Here is a 19,592-nt window from a genome sequence, read left to right on the forward strand (position 1 = left end):
CGGGGGCCGGCGCCCACCGCGCTCACATAGCGTGGCCCGGCATGCCCGGCTGGGACGAAGAATTCGACGTCGACAAGGAGCGCGCTGATCAACTGCGCCTCCTGAGCGATGTCCGCCCGAAAGAAACCCCGGGCGAGTTCGTCGGCGCGTGCGTCGACGACCGCGACAACACGATGTTCGGCGGGGCCGTCATCGGCCAGGCCATCACCGCCATCACCCGCAACGCACCCGCAGGCCGGCGGCTGCATTCGTTGCACGGCTACTTCTTGCGCCCCAGCAACCCGGCGGTTCCGATCGACTACACCGTCACCACGATCCGCGAGGGGCGGGCGTACACGTCGCGCCGGGTGCACGCGTCGCAGAACGGCAAAGGGACGTTCGAAGCCATGGGTTCGTTCACCTCCGACGCGGAGGGCGGCTGGCTCTACGACTTGCCCAACCCGAGCCCCATGCCGGCGCGCGGGGCCAGCGACGGCTTCGGCCTAGCCGGGTTCGAAGCGGTCTTCCTCGGCCCCACCGAGCCGCGCAGCGACAACACGTATGAGTCCACGGAGCGCAAGTGGTTCCGTCTGCCGGTGGACATCGGCGACGACGTCCACCTGCACACCGCCTACTTCGGCATGGCCTCGGACTGGACGGGGATGGGGTCGCGTCCGCTGAAGATGGATTGGGACGACGACTTCGCGGCCACTGGGGGTCCGCCGGTGGCGTCGCTCGATCACGCGGTGTGGTTCCATCGCCCGGCGCGCATCACCGACTGGCACTACATGGACATGCACTCGCTCGTGAACTTCGGCGGCCGCGGCCAGATTCGCCTGACGATTCGCAACGAAGCGGGCGAGGTCGTCGTGTCGATGGCCCAAGAGTTGCTGCTGCGGTGACCGACTAACTAGGCGAGAAACCTCGCCACGCGGGCCCAGGCGTCGGCGGCGTCGTCGGGGCGGTACACCGGCCGGTCGACGCCGTGCACGAAGGCGTGGTCGGCGTCGGGGTACACGACGACGTCGACGTCGGGCAGCGCCCGCAGGTCGGCGAGGTCGGCGTCCGGCGTCCACTGGTCGACGCCACCGTTGATCGACAGCACCGGCTTGCGCCCGGGTTGGCGCAGGAAGTCGATGGCGTCGGCGTGTCCTGGACGCGCCCACGCGGCGTTGCGCACCATCCCGTAGAAGGCGACGGCGCGATCGATGACGGGCAGCGTCGACGCCTTGTAGGCCCACATGCCGCCCTGGCAGAAGCCGATCGCCGCGGTGCGCGCCGTGCCGAGCAACTCCGCGGCGGCGGTGACGTCGGCGAGGAACCGGTCGTCGTCGTTCGTCGGGATCAGCGCCAGCCGCTCAGGACCCATCGGCGTGTCTTCCTTGCCCGGAAACGGCTCGGGCGCGCACACCGCCCAGGCGTATTCGCCAGCGAGGCGGGCGCACAGGTCGTCGAACAGCGGGCGCAGCCCGCCGACGTCGGGCAGCAGGACAACGCCCCGCGCCGGCTCACCGGCAGGGCGTTCGAGGATCGCGGGCGTACCGGTGGACAGCGTCGTTCGCACGCCGACGAACGTACTTGACCTCAAGTGGACTTGAAGTCGTACCGTGCGCGGCATGTTCCTCGAACACGTCAACCTCACCGTCTCGGACCTCGACCGTTCCGTGGCGTTCTACTGCGATCTGCTCGATCTCGAGGTGCGCTGGAAGGGTGCCGTCGACGCCAACCGTCTCGGCGCCCACGTCGGCGACGACCGCTGCTACCTGGCGCTGTTCCAGGCCACGGCCGACGGCGCCGTCGAGCACGACTATCTGCGACCGGGCGTAAACCACTTCGGCTTCGTCGTCGACGACCTCGACGCCACGCGGCGGCGAGCGATCGAGCTCGGCGCCACCTTCCACCTCGAGGCGGACTACGAACCGGGCCGCCGCGCCTACTTCATGGACCCCGACGGCTACGAAGTCGAACTCGTCGAGTACTAGCTGTGTTCTCTCGACACGTTGTCTGACATCCTTCCGTCGTTAGGGGACGCGCGCATTCCGGACCGAGCCGGATACCCGCCGGTAGGCTTCGCGCCAATGGGGGCACCGGCACAGGCGGTCCGGCCGGCGCGCGCTGAATGGTCGACGACACTGGCGGTCGTGACCTTGGCGGCGGCTCCGAGCCTGGCGTCACTGGCGCTCGTCCGGCCAATCGCCAATCAGTTCGACATCCAGCCCGGCCTGGTCGACTACTGCGTTGGCGCGCTCCTGCAAAGCGTCGGGGTGCTCTTCGTGGTGATGCTCGTGCTGCCGCGGGTCGAGCATCAGTCGTTTCGCTCTTTGGTTGGCGGTTGGTGGGGACGACGGGTGGGGGACGACGCGACGCTCGGGAACCGGCGCAACATGTGGATTGCGTTCGCGATCTTCGCGCTCATCGGCCTGTCGCCCGTGCGCCTGTGGTTCATCGACCACCTCTGGGCCATCGTTCCCGGACCATCGTGGTCGCTGAACAGCCCTGCCGCGAACCGAGGGGACATCCCGTTCACACTCGGGCCCGCGATCGTCGCCTTCCAGCTGCTCATCCGGATCCCACTCACCATCGCGGTCGAGGAGACGTTGTTCCGAGGCTGGGTGCAGGACCGTCACGGACCGATCGTCGCCGGTTGCCTGTTCGGCGCGTTCCACGTTGGCCAATGGTGGACGATCCCGGCGATAGTCCCCTTCGGAATCGCCTTGTGCCTGCTCCGCGCCCTGACTAGTTCACTGCGTCCGGGCGCCGCCCTTCACTATCTCGGCGACGCCGTCTACGCGCTGCAACTGCTCTCGCTCTAGCGACACCACGCCGGCGATAGGTGATACCGACGAACGCTCGTTGGTCATTCGTTGTCGCACAGAGACCGCCCGTGACCAAAGAGGTCGGCACGGGTCGCTCTTTGGTCATTTGTGGCCGCGCGCCTAGCCACAAAGTGCCGATCGGGGGCACCCTGCTGACAACAACGTATTGCGGCGATCGCAACAGCAACCGCGAGGCAACAACTAGCCCAGGGTGGCGTCGGCGATGCGGGCGAAGCCGTCGCGGATGGCCCGGGCGCGCACTGCGCCGACGCCGCCGACCGTGTCGAGTTCGTCGGCGGTCGCCGTCAACATCTTGGACAGCGAGCCAAAGCGGTCGACAACGGCGTCGATGACGGTCTCGGGCAGGCGCGGCAGTCGATGGAGCTGGCGGTAGCCGCGCGGTGAGATGGGCGTGTCGAGGTCGATGCCGCCGTGGCCGAGCACGCGCGCCACCACCGACAACTCGACGAGCTCGTCGTCGGCCAACCCGGCGAGGGTGCTCTCGGCGCGGTCGAACGCCGTCTCGGCGGCGTAGTCACGTAGGACGAGCAAGCGGTCGTCGTCGACGCCGCCGACCAACTCGTCGAGCTGCAACAACACCAGCCGGCCTTCCGAGCCGAGCTCGACGATGCGGTCGTAGATCTCGTCGGCCACGCGACGCACCATCTCGATGCGCTGGAGCACGACGGCGACGTCGCGCACCGTCGCTTGGTCGCGCACCTCGAGCAGGTTGAGGTTGTTCTCTTCGGCGTCGAGGCGGTGCTTGTAGCGCTCGAGGGTCTGCAACGCCTGACCGGCATTCGCCAACAGACCCGGGATTGGTTGCACGCGGTGCTTGTGGCGGCCGCGGTACACGGTGATGATCGACATGTCCTCGGACACCGAGATGACCGGGATGTCGAGGCTGCGGGCGACGCGCTCGGCGGTGCGGTGGCGGGTGCCGGTTTCCGACGTCGGCACCGACGGGTCGGGCACGAGGTGCACGTTGGCGCGGGCGATGCGCGACGCGTCGGGCGTCACCACGATGGCACCGTCCATCTTGGCCAGCTCCGAGAGGCGCTGGGCCGAGAACTCGGCGTCGAGGAGGAAGCCGCCGCTGGAGACGGCGAGCACGTCGGGCCCGTCGCCGATGACGATCAGCGCGCCCATGTTCGCCTGGAGGATCCGGTCGAGGCCTTCGCGCAGGGCGGTGCCGGGCGCGATGGCGGCGAGCGCCTCGATCATCACGGCGGGCCGACGCGGTGCCATCGCGGGCAATCGTACTGTTCGGGGATATGACTCCTCCCCGCGCCCGCTTCGGCGGCGTCGACATCGTCCCGCGCGACATGAACAAATCGGTCGCCTTCTACCGCGAGCTCGGCGTCGACATCCCCGACGACGATGTCTGGATCAAAGACGGCGTGATGCACCACTGGCACACGTCCTTCGACGGCGAGTACGGGATGGACATCGACAGCGAGGCGCTGACGCGTAGTTACGCGCCCGATTGGCGCAGCGGGACCGGCGTCGTGATCACGTTCCGCACCGACACGCGCGAAGACGTCGACGCGCTGCACGACCACATGGTCGGGCTCGGTCACCCGTCGCACCGCGCTCCCTTCGACGCCTTCTGGGGCGCGCGCTACGCGATCATCGTCGACCCCGACGGGAACCACGTGAGCCTCATGTCGCCGATGGACAAGTCGCGCGGCGGCCCGCCGCCGGATCTCTAGTCGCGCTTCGGCTTGAAGCCCTTGAGCGCGTCGGCGAGCGTCGCCATCCGCATCAGCTGAATGCCCGGCACCTCGGGGGTCGCCGCGGGCACGATGGCACGGCCGAAGCCGAGACGGGCGGCCTCCTGCAGGCGACGATCCATGTGCGCCACGCGACGGATCTCGCCGCCGAGGCCGACTTCGCCAATGGCCACGACATCCGCGGGCACCTGGGTTTCGCTCGCCGCTGAAGCCAGCGCGATGGCGAGGCCGAGGTCGCCGGCGGGTTCGCCGACCTTCACGCCACCGACAACGGACGCGTACACGTCCTTGTCGCCGAAGAAGAACGCGCCGCTGCGCTGCATCACGGCGAGCATCGTGGCGAGGCGATTGGTGTCGACTCCCTGCGCCGAGCGACGCGGCATCGGCGCGTTCGTCTTGGACACCAGCGCCTGCACCTCCACCAACAGCGTGCGTTTGCCCTCGAGGACGGGCACGACGCAGGACCCCGCAAGATCGGGACGCCGGTCGCCGAGGAGCAACTCAGCCGGGTCGTCGAGGCCGACGAGGCCCTCGTCGCGCATCTCGAAGAGGCCCAGTTCGCCAGTGGCACCGAAGCGGTGCTTGGCGGCGCGCAGCATCCGCAGCGCGTGGTGCCGGTCGCCCTCGAACGACAGCACGGTGTCGACGACATGCTCGAGCACACGCGGGCCGGCGAGATTGCCGTCCTTGGTGACGTGGCCCACCAGGATCGTGGGCACCCCTGATGCCTTCGCCGCCAGCACGAGGGCGTGGGCACACTCGCGCACCTGCGTCACGGATCCCGGCGACGAGTCGGACTCGGGGTCGAACACGGTCTGGATCGAGTCGACCACCAGCAGGTCGGGTTGGACCTCGGACACCGCGGCGAGGATCGACGGCAGCGCCGTCTCGGCCACGATCCACACGCCGTCGCGGCGCGCCCCGAGTCGCCCGGCGCGCAGCTGCACCTGCTGTGGCGACTCCTCGGCCGAGACCAGCAGGCCGCGGCGGCCGCTGTTGGCCAGCGAGCCGAGGATCTGCAGCGTCAGCGTCGACTTGCCGATGCCGGGCTCGCCGCCGAGCAGCGTGACCGAGCCCGCTACCAGTCCGCCGCCGAGCACCCGGTCGAACTCGCTGACCCAGGTGGGTCGGGCGTGGGCGTCGGACGCGTCGACCGACGTGAGCGGCACCGCCTTGCTCGCGGGACCCGCGTAGGCGACCCGCGCCGGCACGTCGACTTCCTCGACCAGCGTGTTCCACTCCTCGCACGTGGCGCACTGCCCCTGCCACTTCGGATGCGCGGCGCCGCATTGGCTGCACCGGAACACCGTGCGGGTCTTGGCCATTGCGCCGATCCTACGGAGACGGTATAGCGCGGCGGCCGCGCCGCCCGCCGAGGCCGACGATCAGGGCGGTGCCGGCGGCAAGGATGGCGACGGCGCCCAACGCGATCGGCAGGACGTTCCACTGCTTGGCCGTCGCCGCGACCGCGATGCGATCGCCCAGCTTGGGGTGCCACGCCGCAGACCCGCCGTCCTCGACAGGAGCGTTCGACGTCACCTCACCGGGCAAGCGCACGCCGATGGTGATCGGCAGCGCTTTGGCCAACTCGGTACCGATGCGCTGCGCGAACTCGTCTGAGGTGGCGCCGAGCGGCGTGCCCAGCGCTTGCGTCAGCGTCGGGTCGCTGAAGGCGTCGATGCCCTTCCGCAGGTCGACGGTGCCGTGCACCTGCGTCGTGGTGCGCAACAACGAGCGGTGCTGGGCGACGGAGAAGCCGCTGAACAGGCCGCTGCCGCCGTCGAGCTGACGGATGGCGCGGGCGGCGCCGGCCGCCGACGTGAACGGCTTCGTCGCCGTGATCTCCACGTCGGTACCCGACTTCGTCGGCCCGTCGATCCGCCAGCCCGCGCGCTTCAAGTCGTCGACCCGCAGCTTGCCCTTGAGGTCGCCGACGACCTTCTGGGCGTCGCGGTCGAGGGTCACGACGGCGACGACGCGTCCGCCGCCGTGATTGTTGGCGTCGATGCCGACGCGCACCGCCGCCTGGCATCCGCCGAACAGGACGAGCGCGGCCGCGGCCGCGGCCAAACGGAGGCTGCGCAACGATCTAGGTGGTGCGCACGATGAGCAGAGCGCAGGGCGACATCTTGGAGACCTTGTTCGGCACGCTGTTGGCGACGAAACGACCGATGCCCTGCATGCCCTTGTTGCCGAGCACCAGCAGGTCGTAGCCGCCGTTGACGGCCTCTTCCACGAGTGCTTCGGCCGCCGGTGCGTCGACCGCCTTGCCCGTCGCCTTCTTGATCCCGGCGATCTTGACCCGCGCCAGGGCCGCGGCGACAACGTCGTCGGCCTTGGGGGACTTGCCCGCGGAGAACACGGTCAGCGCCGCGCCGGTCGCCACCGCGACCTCGATGGCCTTGTCCACGGCGATCGCCGCGGTGGCAGAGCCATCGGTTCCAACCAGGATCGATTTGTAGACGCCGGCCATACGGCCGCCGAAGCTACTCCGTGCCGGACCCGGCGAGTTCGACGGGAGGCGTTTCTTCGAGCGCCGGGATGATCTTGAAGACGATCTCGCCGTTCTCCGCGTCGATCAGGATCGTCTGACCGGCCTCGTAGTCCTTGGAGAGGATCTTCTCGGACAGGGGCTGCTCGATCATCCGCTGGATGGCACGGCGCAGCGGGCGTGCGCCCATCTGCGGATCCCAACCCTTGTCGGCGAGGAGACCCTTGGCCTCCATCGTCAGCTCGAAGCCCAGACCCTGGCCCTCGAGCTGCTCGCGAATCCGCACGATGAGCAGGTCGACGATCTCGATGATCTCTTCCTTGCTCAGCTCGTGGAACACGATGATCTCGTCGATGCGGTTGAGGAACTCGGGGCGGAAGTGGCCCTTGAGCGCCTCGTTCACCTTCTCCTTCATGCGCTCGTGGGTGAGCGCTTCGGACGACTTGGCGAAGCCGATGGTGGCCTTGCGCAGGTCGGCGGTGCCGAGGTTCGACGTCATGATCAGCACGGTGTTCTTGAAGTCGACCGTACGGCCCTGGCTGTCGGTCAGGCGACCGTCCTCGAGGATCTGCAGCAACGTGTTGAACACGTCGGGGTGGGCCTTCTCGATCTCGTCGAACAGCACGACGGAGAACGGCTTGCGCCGCACCTGCTCGGTGAGCTGGCCGCCCTCTTCGTAGCCGACGTAGCCCGGAGGCGCACCGACGAGACGCGACACCGTGTGCTTCTCCATGTACTCCGACATGTCGAGGCGGATCAGCGCCGACTCGTCACCGAAGAGGAACTCGGTGAGCGTGCGGGCGAGCTCGGTCTTGCCGACGCCGGAGGGGCCGAGGAAGATGAACGAGCCCGACGGGCGCTTCGGGTCCTTGAGACCGGCACGCGTGCGCCGGATGGCCTGGGCGACCGCGGTGATGGCGTCTTCCTGGCCGATGACGCGCTTGTGCAACTCGTCTTCCATGCGCAGGAGCTTGGCCGTCTCCTCTTCGGTCAGCTTGTAGACGGGAATGCCCGTCCAATGGCTGAGGACCTCGGCGATGACTTCCTCGTCGACGACGTCGAAGAGGTTGTCCTCGGCCTTGATCTCCTGGTCGACGGGGATGCCGGCGGCCTGGGCGGCCGCGACCTGCTCGCGCAAGTCCTTCTCCTTGGCCGCCAGTTCCTTGGCCACTTCGTACTGCTGGGCTTCGATGGCGGCTTCCTTGTCGCGGCGCACCTTGGCGAGCTGCTGCTCGGTCGGCTGGCCCGGCTTGGCCTTCATGCGGCGGATGCGCAGGCGCGAGCCCGCCTCGTCGATGAGGTCGATGGCCTTGTCCGGCAGGTAGCGGTCGGCGATGTAGCGGTCGGCGAGGTTGGCCGCGGCGACGAGGGCCTGGTCGGTGATGGTGACCTGGTGGTGCTTCTCGTAGCCGTCACGCAGGCCCTTCAGGATCTCGATCGTGTGGCTGAGCGACGGCTCCTCCACCTTGATCGGCTGGAAGCGGCGCTCGAGGGCTGCGTCCTTCTCCAGGTGCTTGCGGTACTCGTCGAGCGTGGTGGCGCCGATTGTCTGCAGTTCACCGCGGGCGAGCATCGGCTTGAGGATCGACGCGGCGTCGATGGCGCCTTCGGCGGCGCCCGCACCCACGAGGGTGTGCAGCTCGTCGATGAACAGGATGATGTCGCCGCGGGTCTTGATCTCCTTGAGCACCTTCTTGAGGCGCTCTTCGAAGTCGCCGCGGTAGCGGGACCCGGCAACAAGGGCGCCGAGGTCGAGGGTGTAGAGCTGCTTGCCCGTCAGCGTTTCCGGCACGTCGTCGACGACGATGCGCTGGGCGAGGCCCTCGACGACGGCGGTCTTGCCGACGCCAGGCTCGCCGATGAGGACGGGGTTGTTCTTGGTGCGGCGGGACAGGACCTGCATGACCCGCTCGATCTCACGCTCGCGCCCGATGACGGGATCGAGCTTGTGCTCGCGGGCCAGCGTCGTGAGGTTGCGACCGAACTGGTCCAGCACGGCCGAGCCCGACGTGCCCGGCTCGGCGCCCGACGACGCGGGGCCGGCACCGGAAGCGGCAGCTTCCTTGCCCCCGAGGCCGCCGGAACTGAGCAGCTGGATGACCTGCTGGCGAACGCGACTCAGGTCGGCGCCCAGGCTCTGCAGGACGGTGGCGGCGACGCCTTCGCCCTCGCGCACGACACCGAGGAGCATGTGCTCCGTGCCGATGTAGTTGTGGCCCAGCTGCAGCGCTTCGCGCAGCGACAGCTCGAGCACCTTCTTGGCCCGCGGCGTGAACGGCGGGGAGCCGGTCGTGGACGCGCCGGCAGGGCCGATGGTCTCCTCAACCTTCTCGCGCACCGCCTCGAGGGTGATGCCGAGGGACTCGAGCGCCTTCGCGGCCGTACCCTCGCCCTCGTGGATGAGGCCGAGCAGGATGTGCTCGGTCCCGATGAAGTTGTGGTTGAGCAGCCTGGCCTCTTCTTGGGCCAGGACGAGAACCCTGCGGGCCCTATCGGTAAATCGTTCGAACAAGAGGCCTCCCCTGCCGTGGTGGCTTTTCTTTCAGTCTACGTGGTGGGTGGGTAGTTACCCGATCGGTCGCGGATTGCCTTACTTGCAGGCTCACCGCGTAGCGTTGTGGATAGATGGCCAACATTCTGGACGTCCTGGATGTTCCCTGGCTTCCAGACGGATTGGCGCGCACGGAGGCTCGGCTACGCGACGCCGTGACCGCCGAGGACCCGTACCTCACCGAAATCGCCGGTCATCTCATCGGCGCCGGCGGAAAACGCCTGCGTCCCGTGCTCACGATGGTGGCGGCGGCTGCCGGTGGCTCTCCGGTCACCGACGACGTCATCACCGGCGGCGTTTCCGTCGAACTGGTGCATATCGGCTCCCTGTACCACGACGACGTGATGGACGACGCTGAAACGCGCCGCGGCGTCCCCTCGGTCAACGCGAAGTGGGGCAATCTCGTCGCAATTCTCTCCGGGGACTTTTTGCTGTCCCGCGCGTCCGAGTTGGCGGCGTCGCTCGGCACCGAGGTGGCCGGGCTGTTGGCCGCCACGATCGGACGGCTCTGCGAGGGCCAGGTCGGCGAGCTGAAGACGGCGTACTCCGCCGACCGTTCCGAGGCGGCCCACGCGGCGTCGATCTCGGGCAAGACGGCGTCGCTGCTGGCGACCGCCGCCCGGATCGGCGGCATCGTGGCGGGACTGCCCCGCGACCAGATCGACGCCCTCACCACCTTCGGCGACAACTTCGGCATGGCGTTCCAGCTCGTCGACGACGTGCTCGACCTCGTCGCCACCGACGAGGAGCTGGGCAAGCCGGCGGGCAACGACCTCGTCGAAGGGGTCTACACCCTGCCGGTCATCCGGGCGCTGGCGTCCGATGACATCGGCCCGCAGCTGCGCCCGCTGCTCGGTACGCGCCTGGACTCCGCGGCGCGCGACACCGCCCGCGACCTCGTCCGGGCGAGCGGCGGCATCGACTACACGATCGAGCGCGCCCGCGACTACCTCGCCCGCGGCACCGACGCCCTCGGCGCGCTGCCCGCCAATCCCGTCCGGGACGGGATGGCCAAGCTCGGCGACGCCGTCCTCGACACCCTGCCCCGCCGTTCTTAAGGCCTGCCGCACCTGACGCGTCGGGTCGTGCTCGAGCATCTCGACGGGATGTCGCCCTTCGTCGTGCGCGAGACGGGCGCGACGCCCGTGAGCGAGACCGAGGCGGTCATCGAGGTTGCGGATCTGCGCGACGCCTTGGCGTGGCGCACCGTCGTTGCCGCATACGAGTCACTTGCGTTCGACGTGTCACGACCGCGCACGCTGATTTCGCCTGAGCACGTGGCGACGATCGCCGAACACGTCCGCGCCCTGCCCTCGAAGTTCGCGTCGTTTCGCGTGAGCGCGGCGGGCAGCGACAGCGACGACATGCTGCGGTGGCGCTCCGCCATCGCCGAAGCCACCGGTCTCGTCGACGATCCCGACGGCGAGCTGTTGATCCGGCTGCGGCCGCGCTGGGAGGTGCTCCTCCGTCTCACACCCCGACCGCTGTCGGCGCGGGCGTGGCGGACCGAGCGCTACGAAGGCGGGCTCAACGCCACGATCGCAGCCGCGATCATCCAGCTGACCGACCCGCAGCCGACGGACCGCTTCGCCGATCTGATGTGCGGCAGCGGCACGCTGTTGATCGAGCGGCTCATCGCCGGCCCGGCGCAGCGGATCGTCGGCTTCGACGTCGACCCCGACGCCATCGCCGTCACCAAGACGCATCTGCGCAACGCCGCGATCCGCGGCGCGCGCGTCGAGCTCTACAACGAGGACGTGCTCACGGTCGAAGGCGACTTCGACGTGCTCGTCGCCAATCCGCCATGGGGCACATCGGTCGGCTCGCATGAAGCGAACGCTGCGCTGTATCCCGCGTTGCTACGGGCCGCGGCCCGTCTCGGCGGCCGCTTCTTCGTGCTGACGCACGAGATCAGGCTCTTCGAGTCTGCATTGCAGACCCAGCACGACTGGCGCCTCGTCGGCCAGCACCGCTTCTTCCAGAAGGGCCACTGGCCGCGGCTGTACGCGCTGGCGCGCTAGAGGCCCTTCGGGCCGCTGCGCAGACACAAGTCCGTGACGAGTGGTGCCACGGAACGCTCCTGGGCAGCCTCCGTCGTCAGTGCGCCGGCGAAACACTCGACGACGTCAATGCGCGTGATGAGTCCGTGCACCACGTTGAACCGTTCGGCGACATACGCCGTGGCCGCGTGCACGTCTTGGCCGGGGACGGCACTGGCCTCGATGCGATAGAACGCGTCGGCCTCGTCACCTTCGGCGACCCACCGCTCGTCGTGGAGACGCGTGATCAACTTGTATTCCTGCGATGTTGCCAGTTGGTGTCGCATCGCCTTCGCACCGCTACCGCTGATCACACCGTTCTCGTCGCGTAAGACGTTCGACGCGAAGCGCACCTTCGACGCGTTGTGCGACACCAGCGCGTCGAGATACGACTGCGCCGCGCTCACGACGCACGCCCGCGAGTCGTCGGTACACGGTCCGCTGGCGTTCGCCGGCTTGACCGCGACACTGAGGGCGACCGCGGACAGCACGGTGATGGCGACGAGCGCTCGTCTCATTTCAGAACACCTCGGGTCGCAGGGCGGGGAAGGGCAGCACGTCGCGAATGTTCTGCGAGTCGGTGAGCAGCATCACGAGGCGGTCGACGCCGACGCCGAGGCCGCCGTTGGGGGGCAGCCCGTATTCGAGGGCGCGGATGTAATCCTCGTCGACCGACATCGCTTCGTCGTCGCCGCCCGCCTTGGCGCGCGCTTGCGCCTCGAACGTCGCCCGCTGCTCGACGGGGTCGACCAGTTCGGTGAAGGCGTTGCCGAGTTCACGGCCGCACACGATCGGCTCGAAGCGCTCGGTGTAGCCACGGCGCTCACGATGGTCGCGGGCCAGCGGCGACGTTTCCTTGGGGTGATCCATGACGAAGGTCGGTTGCCACAAGTTGGTCTCGACGGTCTTCTCGTAGATCTCGACGAGCACCTTCCCCGGACCCCATTCCTTCTCGTAGGGAACGCCGTGCTCGTCGGCGACCTTTCGTAGCTCCTCGATGGGAGAGTTGATGTCGACGCGCGCGCCCGTGAACTCCTCGACGAGGTCGTCCATCGTCGCTCGGCGCCACGGCGGCGTGAGATCGAGGTCGCGGTCGTTGTAGGTGAGCTTCGTGGTACCGCACACGTCCATGGCGATGTTGGCGATCATGTCCTCGAACAGCGTCATCATGTCGATGTAGTCGGCGTAGGCCTCCTGCAGTTCGAGCATCGTGAACTCGGGGTTGTGGCGCGGCGACAACCCTTCGTTGCGGAACACGCGAGAAATCTCGAAGACCTTCGTGAACCCACCGACCACCAGTCGTTTGAGGTACAGCTCACTGGCGATGCGCAACTCGAAGTCGGTATCGAGGGCGTTGAAGTGCGTCTCGAACTTCTTGGCGGTGCCGCCGCCGGCGCTGGTGTGCAGCACGGGCGTTTCCACTTCGACGAAGCCGCGGTCGGCGAGGTACTGGCGCATCGACGCCAGCACCCTGGTACGCGCCAGCAGCGCGGCGCGCGCCTCGGGCGTCACCCACAGGTCGACGTAGCGCTGCCGGTAGCGAAGGTCCGCGTCCGAGATGCCCTTCCACTTGTCGGGGAAGTTGCGCCGCGTCTCGGCGAGCATCGTCCAGGTCGACACCTTGATCGACAACTCGCCCGTCTTGGTCTTGACGACCTCACCTTCGGCGCCGATCCAGTCGCCCAGTGACAGCCCGCAGAACGCGTCGAACTCGGCGGTCCACTTGCTGCCGGCGAACAGCTGGATACGCCCGGTGGCGTCGTCGAGCGTGCCGAAGGCCAGCTTGCCCATCTCGCGGCGCAACATCAGCCGGCCCGCGACCGACACCGTGACGCCGGTCTCTTCCCCAGCCGGCAGCGCGCCGTAGTCGTCCTGGAGACCGACGGCGCTGGCGTTGACTTCGAAACGGTACGGAACGCTCAATGCGCGTTCCGTTCGTAGATGATCCGCAGGCCGTGCAGCGTGAGCCACGGCTCGTGGTGCTCGATCGTCTGCGACAGCCGCACGATCGGCCCCGAGAGCCCGCCGGTGGCGACGACGGTGGCGTCGCCCAGTTCGTCGAGGAAGCGGTGCACGAGCCCGTCGGTCTGGGCGACGTAGCCGTAGATCGCGCCCGACTGGATCGACTCCACGGTCGTCTTGCCGATGATGTTGCGCGGCTCGACGAGTTCGACGCGGCGCAGGGCGGCGGCGCGGGCGAACAACGCGTCGAGGCTGATCTCGATGCCCGGGAAGATGGCGCCACCGAGGTACTCACCCGCCGCGCTGATCGCCTCGATGGTGTTGGCGGTGCCGAAGTCGACCACGATCGTCGGCCCGCCGTAGAGGTCGTACGCGCCCACGGCGTTGGCGATGCGGTCGGCGCCGACCTCGCGCGGGTTGTCGTACAGGATCGGCATGCCCGACTTGGTGCCCGGCTCGAGCACCACGAGGCGCGCCTGCGGCGCGTACCGCGTCGTCATCTCGCGCAAGGCGGAGGTCACGCGCGGCACGCCCGAGGACACGCACACGCCTTCGATGTGCTCGTCGAAATCGATGTCCTGTTGCGCCAGGAACTGCGTGATCAGCAGCGCCAGCTCGTCGCTGGTGCGCTCGACCTGCGTCGCGACCCGCCACGGCGTGAGCAGGGCGTGGCCGTCGTAGAGGCCGATGACGGTGTTGGTGTTGCCGGCGTCGATGGCGAGCAGCACTAGCGATTCTCCAAGTCGAGGCCGAAGTCGAACACGGGGGCCGAGTGGGTAAGCGCGCCGACGCTAATCACGTCGGGGCCACCAGCTGCGTATGCGCGAATCGTTTCGAGGCTCATGCGGCCGCTGACCTCGACTACCGCGCGCCCTTCGACGAGTGCGACGGCACCCCGGATCTGATCGGGTTGAAAGTTGTCGAGCATGATCATCTGCGCGCCGGCGTCGACGGCCTCGCCGACCTGTTCGATCGAGTCGCACTCGACTTCGATCGTGCGCGCCGGCCATGCCTCCTTCGCCTGCTTCACTGCGTCCGCGATCGACAGCCCGGCGCGGTGGTTGTCCTTGATCAGGACCATCTCGCTGAGCGACCCGCGGTGGTTGCGCCCACCGCCGGCGCGCACCGCGGCCTTTTCGAGCGCGCGCAGGCCGGGCGTGGTCTTGCGGGTGTCGAGGATCTGCACACCGGTGCCGCGCACCGCGCTGACGAACCTGTCCGTCAACGTGGCGACGCCACTGAGGTGGGAGAGGAAGTTGAGCGCCGTGCGCTCGGCGGTCAGCACCGAACGGAGGAAGCCGTGGAGGTACCCGACGATGTCCCCCGATTGCACCGGCCACCCCTCGCCCATCTCCCACGACACGGCGATGTCGGGGTCGACCTGCCGGCACGTCTCCTCGACGCACAGGGTGCCGGCGAGAACGCCCTCCTGCCGGGCCACGATCGCGGCGTTGACGCGCGCGCCCGGGTCGATGAGCGCCGCCGTGAGATCCCCCATAGGCGTGAGGTCTTCGGCCAGCGCCCGCTCGACGGCGTCGCGCACGGCGCCGATCGGCGGGTGCAGATTCACCGTCACTGGATGACCAGCCGGCAGCGGAAGTCGGGCGATGTGTCGGGGAAGTCGGTGCGGGCGTGGGCGCCGCGGCTCTCCTGGCGCGCCATCGCGGCATCGAGCAAGGCGTAGGCGACGGTGAAGAGGTTGTTGAGTTCGAGTTCGTCGGCGCGCATGTACGACGGGATCGCGGCCTGGAGGCTCAGCAACTCCTTGTCCGTCTCCTCGAGCGACTGGGCGCTGCGCAGCACACCGGCGCCGTGGGTCATGGCGCGCTGGAGCGCGTCGCGGATCTTGTCGGGTCCGAGCGCGGCGGGCGCAACGGCGCGCGCCGTCTCCGGGCGGTCGATACGCCGGCCCGGGATGCCGCCGGTGCCGCCTTCGAGCACGGCGCGCATGGCACCGGTGGCCTCGGGCGTGACGCGACCGTCTTCGATCGCTTCGACGACGCGGGCGGCGAACACCATCCCGTCGAGCAGTGAGTTCGACGCCAAGCGGTTGGCGCCGTGCACGCCAACACACGCTGCCTCACCCGCGGCCCACAGCCCTTCCACCGCGGCGCGCCCGTCCAGGTCGGTGACAACGCCGCCGGACAGGTAGTGCGCCGCCGGCGCGATGGGCAGCCAGTCCTTGGCCGGGTCGAGGCCGACGGCAGTGAGCGACGCGGTGATCGTCGGGAAGCGCTCGGCGAATCGCTCGAGTCCGGTGGCGTCCAGCCACAGGTGGTCGACACCTTGGGCCGACATCGTCGCCTGCATCGCCCGCGACACGACGTCGCGAGGTGACAACTCGTCGACGAACTGATTGCCGTCGCGGTCGCGCAGGATGGCGCCGTGCCCGCGCAAGGCTTCGGACAACAGCGGGCGCGGCATCGCCGGATGGTGCAGGGCCGTCGGGTGGAACTGCATGAACTCGACGTCGGCCACGGCCACACCGGCGCGCAGCGCCATGGCGATGCCGTCGCCCGTCGCCTGTTCCGGGTTCGTGGTGACGGCGAAGAGCTGGCCGGCGCCGCCGGTGGCCAGCAGCGTGTGGGTGGCGCGAACCTCGACGCGCTCACCGTCGGGCCGGCGGGCGACGACGCCGCGGCACCGACCGTTCTCCATAACCAGGTCGACGGCGAGCCAGCGCTCCATAACCGACGCCGCCGTCGTCTGGGTCGCCTCGACCAGCGCCCGCTCGATTTCCAAGCCGGTCGCCGCGCCGCCGGCGTGCACCACCCGTGCCCGCGAGTGGCCGCCCTCGCGCGCCAACTGGAAATTGCCGTTCTCGTCGCGGTCGAACACCGCGCCAAGGGCGATCAGTTCGGTGACACGCGTCGGCCCCTCGTCGACGAGGATGCGCACCGCGTCGACATCGCACAGCCCCGCACCCGCTTTGAGCGTGTCGGCGAGGTGGAGGTCCGTCGAATCCTCGTCGTCGGCGAGCACGGCGGCGACGCCGCCCTGCGCCCACCGCGTCGCCGACTGCTCGAGTTCACCCTTGGTGAGCACGCCCACCCGCAGTCCACTCGTCGACGCGCGCACCGCGGCCGACAGACCGGCCACGCCGGAGCCGAGGACGAGGAGGTCGAGGTCAGCCATCTGACGCAATCGTTGCACCCCTCCGCGAGGGGCGGCGATTTAGTTGCTCGCTGCTTCGAGCGCGACGTTGTGCGGCACCGGCCGGTTCTCCCCGTCGACGTGGACGATGCGCGGTGTGAAGTTCTCGCACTCCTCGGCCTCGTAGTCGGCATACGTGATCACGATCACCTTGTCGCCCGGGTGCACGAGGCGGGCGGCCGCGCCGTTCAGGGTGATCTCGCCCGGGTTGCCCACGATGGCGTAGGTCTCGAAGCGCGACCCGTTGTCGATGTCGACGACGGTGACCTGTTCCCACTCGAGGATGTCCGCGAGCTCCATCAGGCGCGGGTCGATGCTGATGGACCCGACGTAGTGCAGATTGGCGTCGGTGACCGTGGCACGGTGGATCTTGGACTTCATCATGCGGCGGCGCATCAGTGCGTCACTCCTATGTTGTCGAGTAGCCGCGTCGTGCCGAACTTGGCAGCGACGAGGAGACGGGTTTCGTGATCGGTCACGACGGCCTCGGCATAGTCGAGGGTCGCGCGCGGTTCGTGGTTGACGATGTCGGTGATGACTTCGACGGCGTGGTCGAGATCGGCGGCGCCGGCTTGGAGGGCGCGGTGCAACACAGTGGCCGCGGCGCGGTCCTCGGGGGACAGATAGACGTTGCGCGAGCTGAGCGCGAGGCCGTCGGCTTCGCGCACGATCGGGCACGGCACGATCTCGACGGGGAACGACAGGTCGCGCACGAGCTGCGTCACGACCTGTAACTGCTGGTAGTCCTTCTCGCCGAAGAACGCCCGGCATGGTCCGGCGGCGTTGAACAACTTGGCGACGACAGTGGCGACGCCGTCGAAGTGCCCGGGGCGCACCGCGCCTTCCATGCCCTCGCTGACCTCGGCGACGTGGATCGTCGTGCGCGTCCCGTTCGGCCCGTACATCTCCTCGACGGAGGGATGGAGGACGAAGTCGGCGCCGTGGGCGGTAGCAAGGACGACGTCGGCCTCGAAGGGCCTCGGGTACTTGGCCAGGTCTTCGTTCGGGCCGAACTGGAGCGGGTTCACGAACAAGGTGAGCGCGACGACATCACACGTCGCGCGGGCCGCGTCGATCAGCGACGCATGGCCGGCGTGCAGCGCACCCATGGTCGGCACGAGGCCGACGGTCTTGCCCTCGGCCCGCTCCGCGTCGAGCGCCTTGCGGAATCCGGCGATGGTGTCGATCACCTGCATCGGGCGAGCTCCTCCGTCGCCGGCAGGAGAGCGTCGTAGAGCGCGAGGTCGTTCGTGTGCGCCGCGATCGCCTCGCGGTGGCGTTCGACGGTTCCGTAGTCGCCGCGCGCCACCGGACCGGTGAGTGCCGCCGCCGCGCCGATCTGCTCGACGTTGTCGACCACGGCCCGCACGAGTTCCAGGTAGGCGGCGGGCGACACCCCGGCCGCGTTCGCCAGCCGCTCGACCTGTCCGAGAATGGTGACGAGGTGGTTGCCCGCGACGCAGCACGCCGCGTGGTGCAGCGCCCGCGTGTCGGCGTCGTCGCGCAGGGTGATGGCGCGTCCGCCCAACGCCTCGACGATGTCGGCCCCGGTGGTATCGCAGCCCTCGGTCAGCGCGAACCACCCGTTGTCGAGAAGGCGGGCGGCGCCGATCTCCTGGTTGGGCAACCCCATGACGGGATGGACCACTGCGCGTCGCGGGTGGGGCAGCAAGACGTCAGGTCCGAGCGACCCGCTCAGGTGCACCACGACGCACGAGTCGACGGCGACGACCGACTGCGCCACCGCCGCGATCGCCGCGTCAGGAGTGGCGATGACGAGCACGTCGACGTCGGCCGCCGCGTCCTGCACGTCGTCGTCGCGGCCCAGCGCGGGGCGCGCGGTCCAGCCCGCCTTCGCCAGGGCGCGTTGCATCGAACCGCCCGCCCGGCCAGCGCCGATCACACGAAAGGAAGGGTTGTCCATGGTTCTGCGTTCCGGCCCCAGGTGGGTGCCGTTCGCTCCACCAAAACGGTATCAGAGCACCCCGCCACCGCGCCCGTCGCCTGCCCGCCATCCCGCCGTCGCCCGTGTGCATGTCCAGGGCGGCCAGGCCCGCCTGGAGATGCACACAGTTAGCGGTAGAGCGAGAGCCAGGCGCGCTGGGCGTCGGACAGGAGCGGTTCGGCGGCGGCGAAGTCGAGTTCGTCGCGGCGGCGCATCGCCTTCGCCTTGTACAGCAGTTGGAGTTCGGGAGCGATGTACGGGATGCCCTCGGCGCTACGGAGGATCGCTTGTTCGACGGGCAGCGTCACCGCCGCGTCCCGGCGGTAATGGAGGCGGCCGTCACGGATGTCTTCGAAGAAGACCTCGTGGGTCCACACGCCGTCGCGTTGCGCCCACACCTGGTGTTGATCGGCGGGCAGCGGGTCGCCCGCCCGCCAGCGCGTCATCGCGACTGGGGACGGGAAGAACAAGTCCCAGCCGGCGAACTGCTCGTGCACCCGGTCGGCGTCAGCGCGGGCGACGGCGATTTCGAGGTCGCGGTGGTCGCGCACTCGCCGGCCGACGAACAACTCGATAGCCCAGCCCCCGGCCACCGCCCAGGGCCCGTCCCACCCGCGCATCCAGCGGACGGCGTCGGCCGGCGTGACCGACAGGTCCCACTCGCCCCACAACGAACCGAGGTTGGTCACGCCTGACGTGTCCAGCGTGGGCACGTCGATCGACGCGTCGGCGACCTCGCGCAAGGGTTCGACGACGAACGCCCGCTGGCGCCACAGCGGATGCGGGACCACGAGATCGGGCTCGTTCACCGTGAGATCACCCACGAACAGGACGTCGACGTCGAGGGTGCGCGGCCCCCAGTGTTCCGTTCGCACGCGGCCGGCCGCGTCTTCGAGCGCGTGCGCCAACTCCAGCAGTTCGCG

General features: G+C 69.0%; 21 protein-coding genes. 6 read left to right on the forward strand and 15 right to left on the reverse strand.

What is annotated here, in order from left to right:
• Positions 1–41 precede the first annotated feature (41 nt).
• Positions 42–881, forward strand: a complete 840-nt coding sequence (locus VHC63_04030) for an acyl-CoA thioesterase domain-containing protein (protein ID HVV35747.1) — start codon at positions 42–44, stop codon at positions 879–881.
• A gap of 8 nt (positions 882–889) precedes the next feature.
• Here VHC63_04030 and VHC63_04035 read toward each other — a convergent pair whose 3' ends face one another.
• Positions 890–1,543, reverse strand: coding sequence for a dienelactone hydrolase family protein (locus tag VHC63_04035; GenBank protein ID HVV35748.1), 654 nt, complete (start codon positions 1,541–1,543; stop codon positions 890–892).
• A gap of 52 nt (positions 1,544–1,595) precedes the next feature.
• On the opposite strand from VHC63_04035, the gene VHC63_04040 reads away from it, so the two are divergent.
• Together VHC63_04040 and VHC63_04045 are read left to right on the forward strand one after the other, a co-directional pair.
• The gene (locus VHC63_04040; GenBank protein ID HVV35749.1) at positions 1,596–1,961 is read left to right on the forward strand and encodes a VOC family protein; all 366 of its coding nucleotides are present in this window, start codon (positions 1,596–1,598) and stop codon (positions 1,959–1,961) included.
• Positions 1,962–1,979: 18 nt separating this feature from the next.
• Entirely contained in the window at positions 1,980–2,792 is an 813-nt protein-coding gene (locus VHC63_04045) for a CPBP family intramembrane glutamic endopeptidase (GenBank protein ID HVV35750.1), read from the forward strand.
• A 204-nt stretch (positions 2,793–2,996) separates the two neighbouring features.
• On the opposite strand, the gene disA is transcribed toward VHC63_04045, so the two are convergent.
• Positions 2,997–4,043, reverse strand: a complete 1,047-nt coding sequence (gene disA / locus VHC63_04050) for a DNA integrity scanning diadenylate cyclase DisA (GenBank protein ID HVV35751.1) — start codon at positions 4,041–4,043, stop codon at positions 2,997–2,999.
• Between the two features lie 26 nt (positions 4,044–4,069).
• On the opposite strand from disA, the gene VHC63_04055 reads away from it, so the two are divergent.
• Positions 4,070–4,507 carry a VOC family protein gene (locus tag VHC63_04055; protein ID HVV35752.1) on the forward strand — a complete coding sequence of 146 codons (438 nt, stop codon included), beginning with the start codon at positions 4,070–4,072 and terminating at the stop codon, positions 4,505–4,507.
• On the opposite strand, the gene radA is transcribed toward VHC63_04055, so the two are convergent.
• The 4 genes from radA to VHC63_04075 are packed head-to-tail and all read right to left on the reverse strand — an operon-like array spanning position 4,504 to position 9,531.
• Entirely contained in the window at positions 4,504–5,853 is a 1,350-nt protein-coding gene (gene radA / locus VHC63_04060) for a DNA repair protein RadA (protein ID HVV35753.1), read from the reverse strand. The genes VHC63_04055 and radA overlap by 4 nt on opposite strands.
• 10 nt (positions 5,854–5,863) lie before the next feature.
• Positions 5,864–6,613, reverse strand: coding sequence for a hypothetical protein (locus VHC63_04065; GenBank protein ID HVV35754.1), 750 nt, complete (start codon positions 6,611–6,613; stop codon positions 5,864–5,866).
• 4 nt (positions 6,614–6,617) lie between these two features.
• Positions 6,618–7,001, reverse strand: coding sequence for a universal stress protein (locus tag VHC63_04070; GenBank protein ID HVV35755.1), 384 nt, complete (start codon positions 6,999–7,001; stop codon positions 6,618–6,620).
• 13 nt (positions 7,002–7,014) lie between these two features.
• Positions 7,015–9,531 carry an ATP-dependent Clp protease ATP-binding subunit gene (locus VHC63_04075; protein HVV35756.1) on the reverse strand — a complete coding sequence of 839 codons (2,517 nt, stop codon included), beginning with the start codon at positions 9,529–9,531 and terminating at the stop codon, positions 7,015–7,017.
• 113 nt (positions 9,532–9,644) lie between these two features.
• Between VHC63_04075 and VHC63_04080 the strand changes: the two genes are divergently transcribed.
• Positions 9,645–10,628 (forward strand): polyprenyl synthetase family protein, encoded by a 984-nt coding sequence (locus tag VHC63_04080; GenBank protein HVV35757.1) that lies wholly within the window; start codon positions 9,645–9,647, stop codon positions 10,626–10,628.
• Between the two features lie 27 nt (positions 10,629–10,655).
• Complete coding sequence (locus tag VHC63_04085) at positions 10,656–11,591, forward strand: methyltransferase (GenBank protein HVV35758.1); 936 nt, start codon at positions 10,656–10,658, stop codon at positions 11,589–11,591.
• On the opposite strand, the gene VHC63_04090 is transcribed toward VHC63_04085, so the two are convergent.
• The 9 genes from VHC63_04090 to folK all read right to left on the reverse strand — a co-directional run.
• Positions 11,588–12,127, reverse strand: coding sequence for a hypothetical protein (locus VHC63_04090; protein ID HVV35759.1), 540 nt, complete (start codon positions 12,125–12,127; stop codon positions 11,588–11,590). The two genes, VHC63_04085 and VHC63_04090, sit on opposite strands and share 4 nt — an antisense overlap.
• A gap of 1 nt (position 12,128) precedes the next feature.
• Positions 12,129–13,532: a lysine--tRNA ligase gene (gene lysS, locus VHC63_04095; protein ID HVV35760.1), complete on the reverse strand. Its 1,404-nt coding sequence runs from the start codon at positions 13,530–13,532 to the stop codon at positions 12,129–12,131.
• A complete protein-coding gene (locus tag VHC63_04100) occupies positions 13,529–14,299 on the reverse strand; it encodes a type III pantothenate kinase (GenBank protein HVV35761.1) in 771 nt (256 codons plus the stop codon). The genes lysS and VHC63_04100 overlap by 4 nt, the downstream gene beginning before the upstream one ends.
• Positions 14,299–15,147: a carboxylating nicotinate-nucleotide diphosphorylase gene (gene nadC, locus VHC63_04105; GenBank protein ID HVV35762.1), complete on the reverse strand. Its 849-nt coding sequence runs from the start codon at positions 15,145–15,147 to the stop codon at positions 14,299–14,301. The genes VHC63_04100 and nadC overlap by 1 nt, the downstream gene beginning before the upstream one ends.
• Complete coding sequence (nadB, locus tag VHC63_04110; protein ID HVV35763.1) at positions 15,144–16,706, reverse strand: L-aspartate oxidase; 1,563 nt, start codon at positions 16,704–16,706, stop codon at positions 15,144–15,146. Before nadB ends, nadC begins: the two co-directional genes overlap by 4 nt.
• Positions 16,707–16,745: 39 nt before the next feature.
• Positions 16,746–17,120, reverse strand: coding sequence for an aspartate 1-decarboxylase (panD, locus tag VHC63_04115; GenBank protein ID HVV35764.1), 375 nt, complete (start codon positions 17,118–17,120; stop codon positions 16,746–16,748).
• The gene (gene panC, locus VHC63_04120) at positions 17,120–17,920 is read right to left on the reverse strand and encodes a pantoate--beta-alanine ligase (GenBank protein ID HVV35765.1); all 801 of its coding nucleotides are present in this window, start codon (positions 17,918–17,920) and stop codon (positions 17,120–17,122) included. The genes panD and panC overlap by 1 nt, the downstream gene beginning before the upstream one ends.
• Entirely contained in the window at positions 17,911–18,627 is a 717-nt protein-coding gene (locus tag VHC63_04125) for a DUF2520 domain-containing protein (GenBank protein ID HVV35766.1), read from the reverse strand. The genes panC and VHC63_04125 overlap by 10 nt, the downstream gene beginning before the upstream one ends.
• 170 nt (positions 18,628–18,797) lie before the next feature.
• On the reverse strand, positions 18,798–19,592 hold a 795-nt coding region (gene folK, locus VHC63_04130; GenBank protein HVV35767.1), incomplete at its 5' end, for a 2-amino-4-hydroxy-6-hydroxymethyldihydropteridine diphosphokinase.

This window comes from Acidimicrobiales bacterium, assembly GCA_035546775.1.
Classification (GTDB): Bacteria; Actinomycetota; Acidimicrobiia; order Acidimicrobiales; family JACCXE01; genus JACCXE01.

Bases quoted from the DNA above. Each gene is read 5' to 3' on its own strand.
- VHC63_04030 (HVV35747.1), top strand. From the start codon at position 42: ATGCCCGGCTGGGACGAAGAATTCGACGTCGACAAGGAGCGCGCTGAT.
- VHC63_04040 (HVV35749.1), top strand. From the start codon at position 1,596: ATGTTCCTCGAACACGTCAACCTCACCGTCTCGGACCTCGACCGTTCC.
- disA (HVV35751.1), bottom strand. From the start codon at position 4,043: ATGGCACCGCGTCGGCCCGCCGTGATGATCGAGGCGCTCGCCGCCATC.
- VHC63_04055 (HVV35752.1), top strand. From the start codon at position 4,070: ATGACTCCTCCCCGCGCCCGCTTCGGCGGCGTCGACATCGTCCCGCGC.
- radA (HVV35753.1), bottom strand. From the start codon at position 5,853: ATGGCCAAGACCCGCACGGTGTTCCGGTGCAGCCAATGCGGCGCCGCG.
- VHC63_04070 (HVV35755.1), bottom strand. From the start codon at position 7,001: ATGGCCGGCGTCTACAAATCGATCCTGGTTGGAACCGATGGCTCTGCC.
- VHC63_04080 (HVV35757.1), top strand. From the start codon at position 9,645: ATGGCCAACATTCTGGACGTCCTGGATGTTCCCTGGCTTCCAGACGGA.
- VHC63_04090 (HVV35759.1), bottom strand. From the start codon at position 12,127: ATGAGACGAGCGCTCGTCGCCATCACCGTGCTGTCCGCGGTCGCCCTC.
- nadB (HVV35763.1), bottom strand. From the start codon at position 16,706: ATGGCTGACCTCGACCTCCTCGTCCTCGGCTCCGGCGTGGCCGGTCTG.
- panD (HVV35764.1), bottom strand. From the start codon at position 17,120: ATGCGCCGCCGCATGATGAAGTCCAAGATCCACCGTGCCACGGTCACC.
- panC (HVV35765.1), bottom strand. From the start codon at position 17,920: ATGCAGGTGATCGACACCATCGCCGGATTCCGCAAGGCGCTCGACGCG.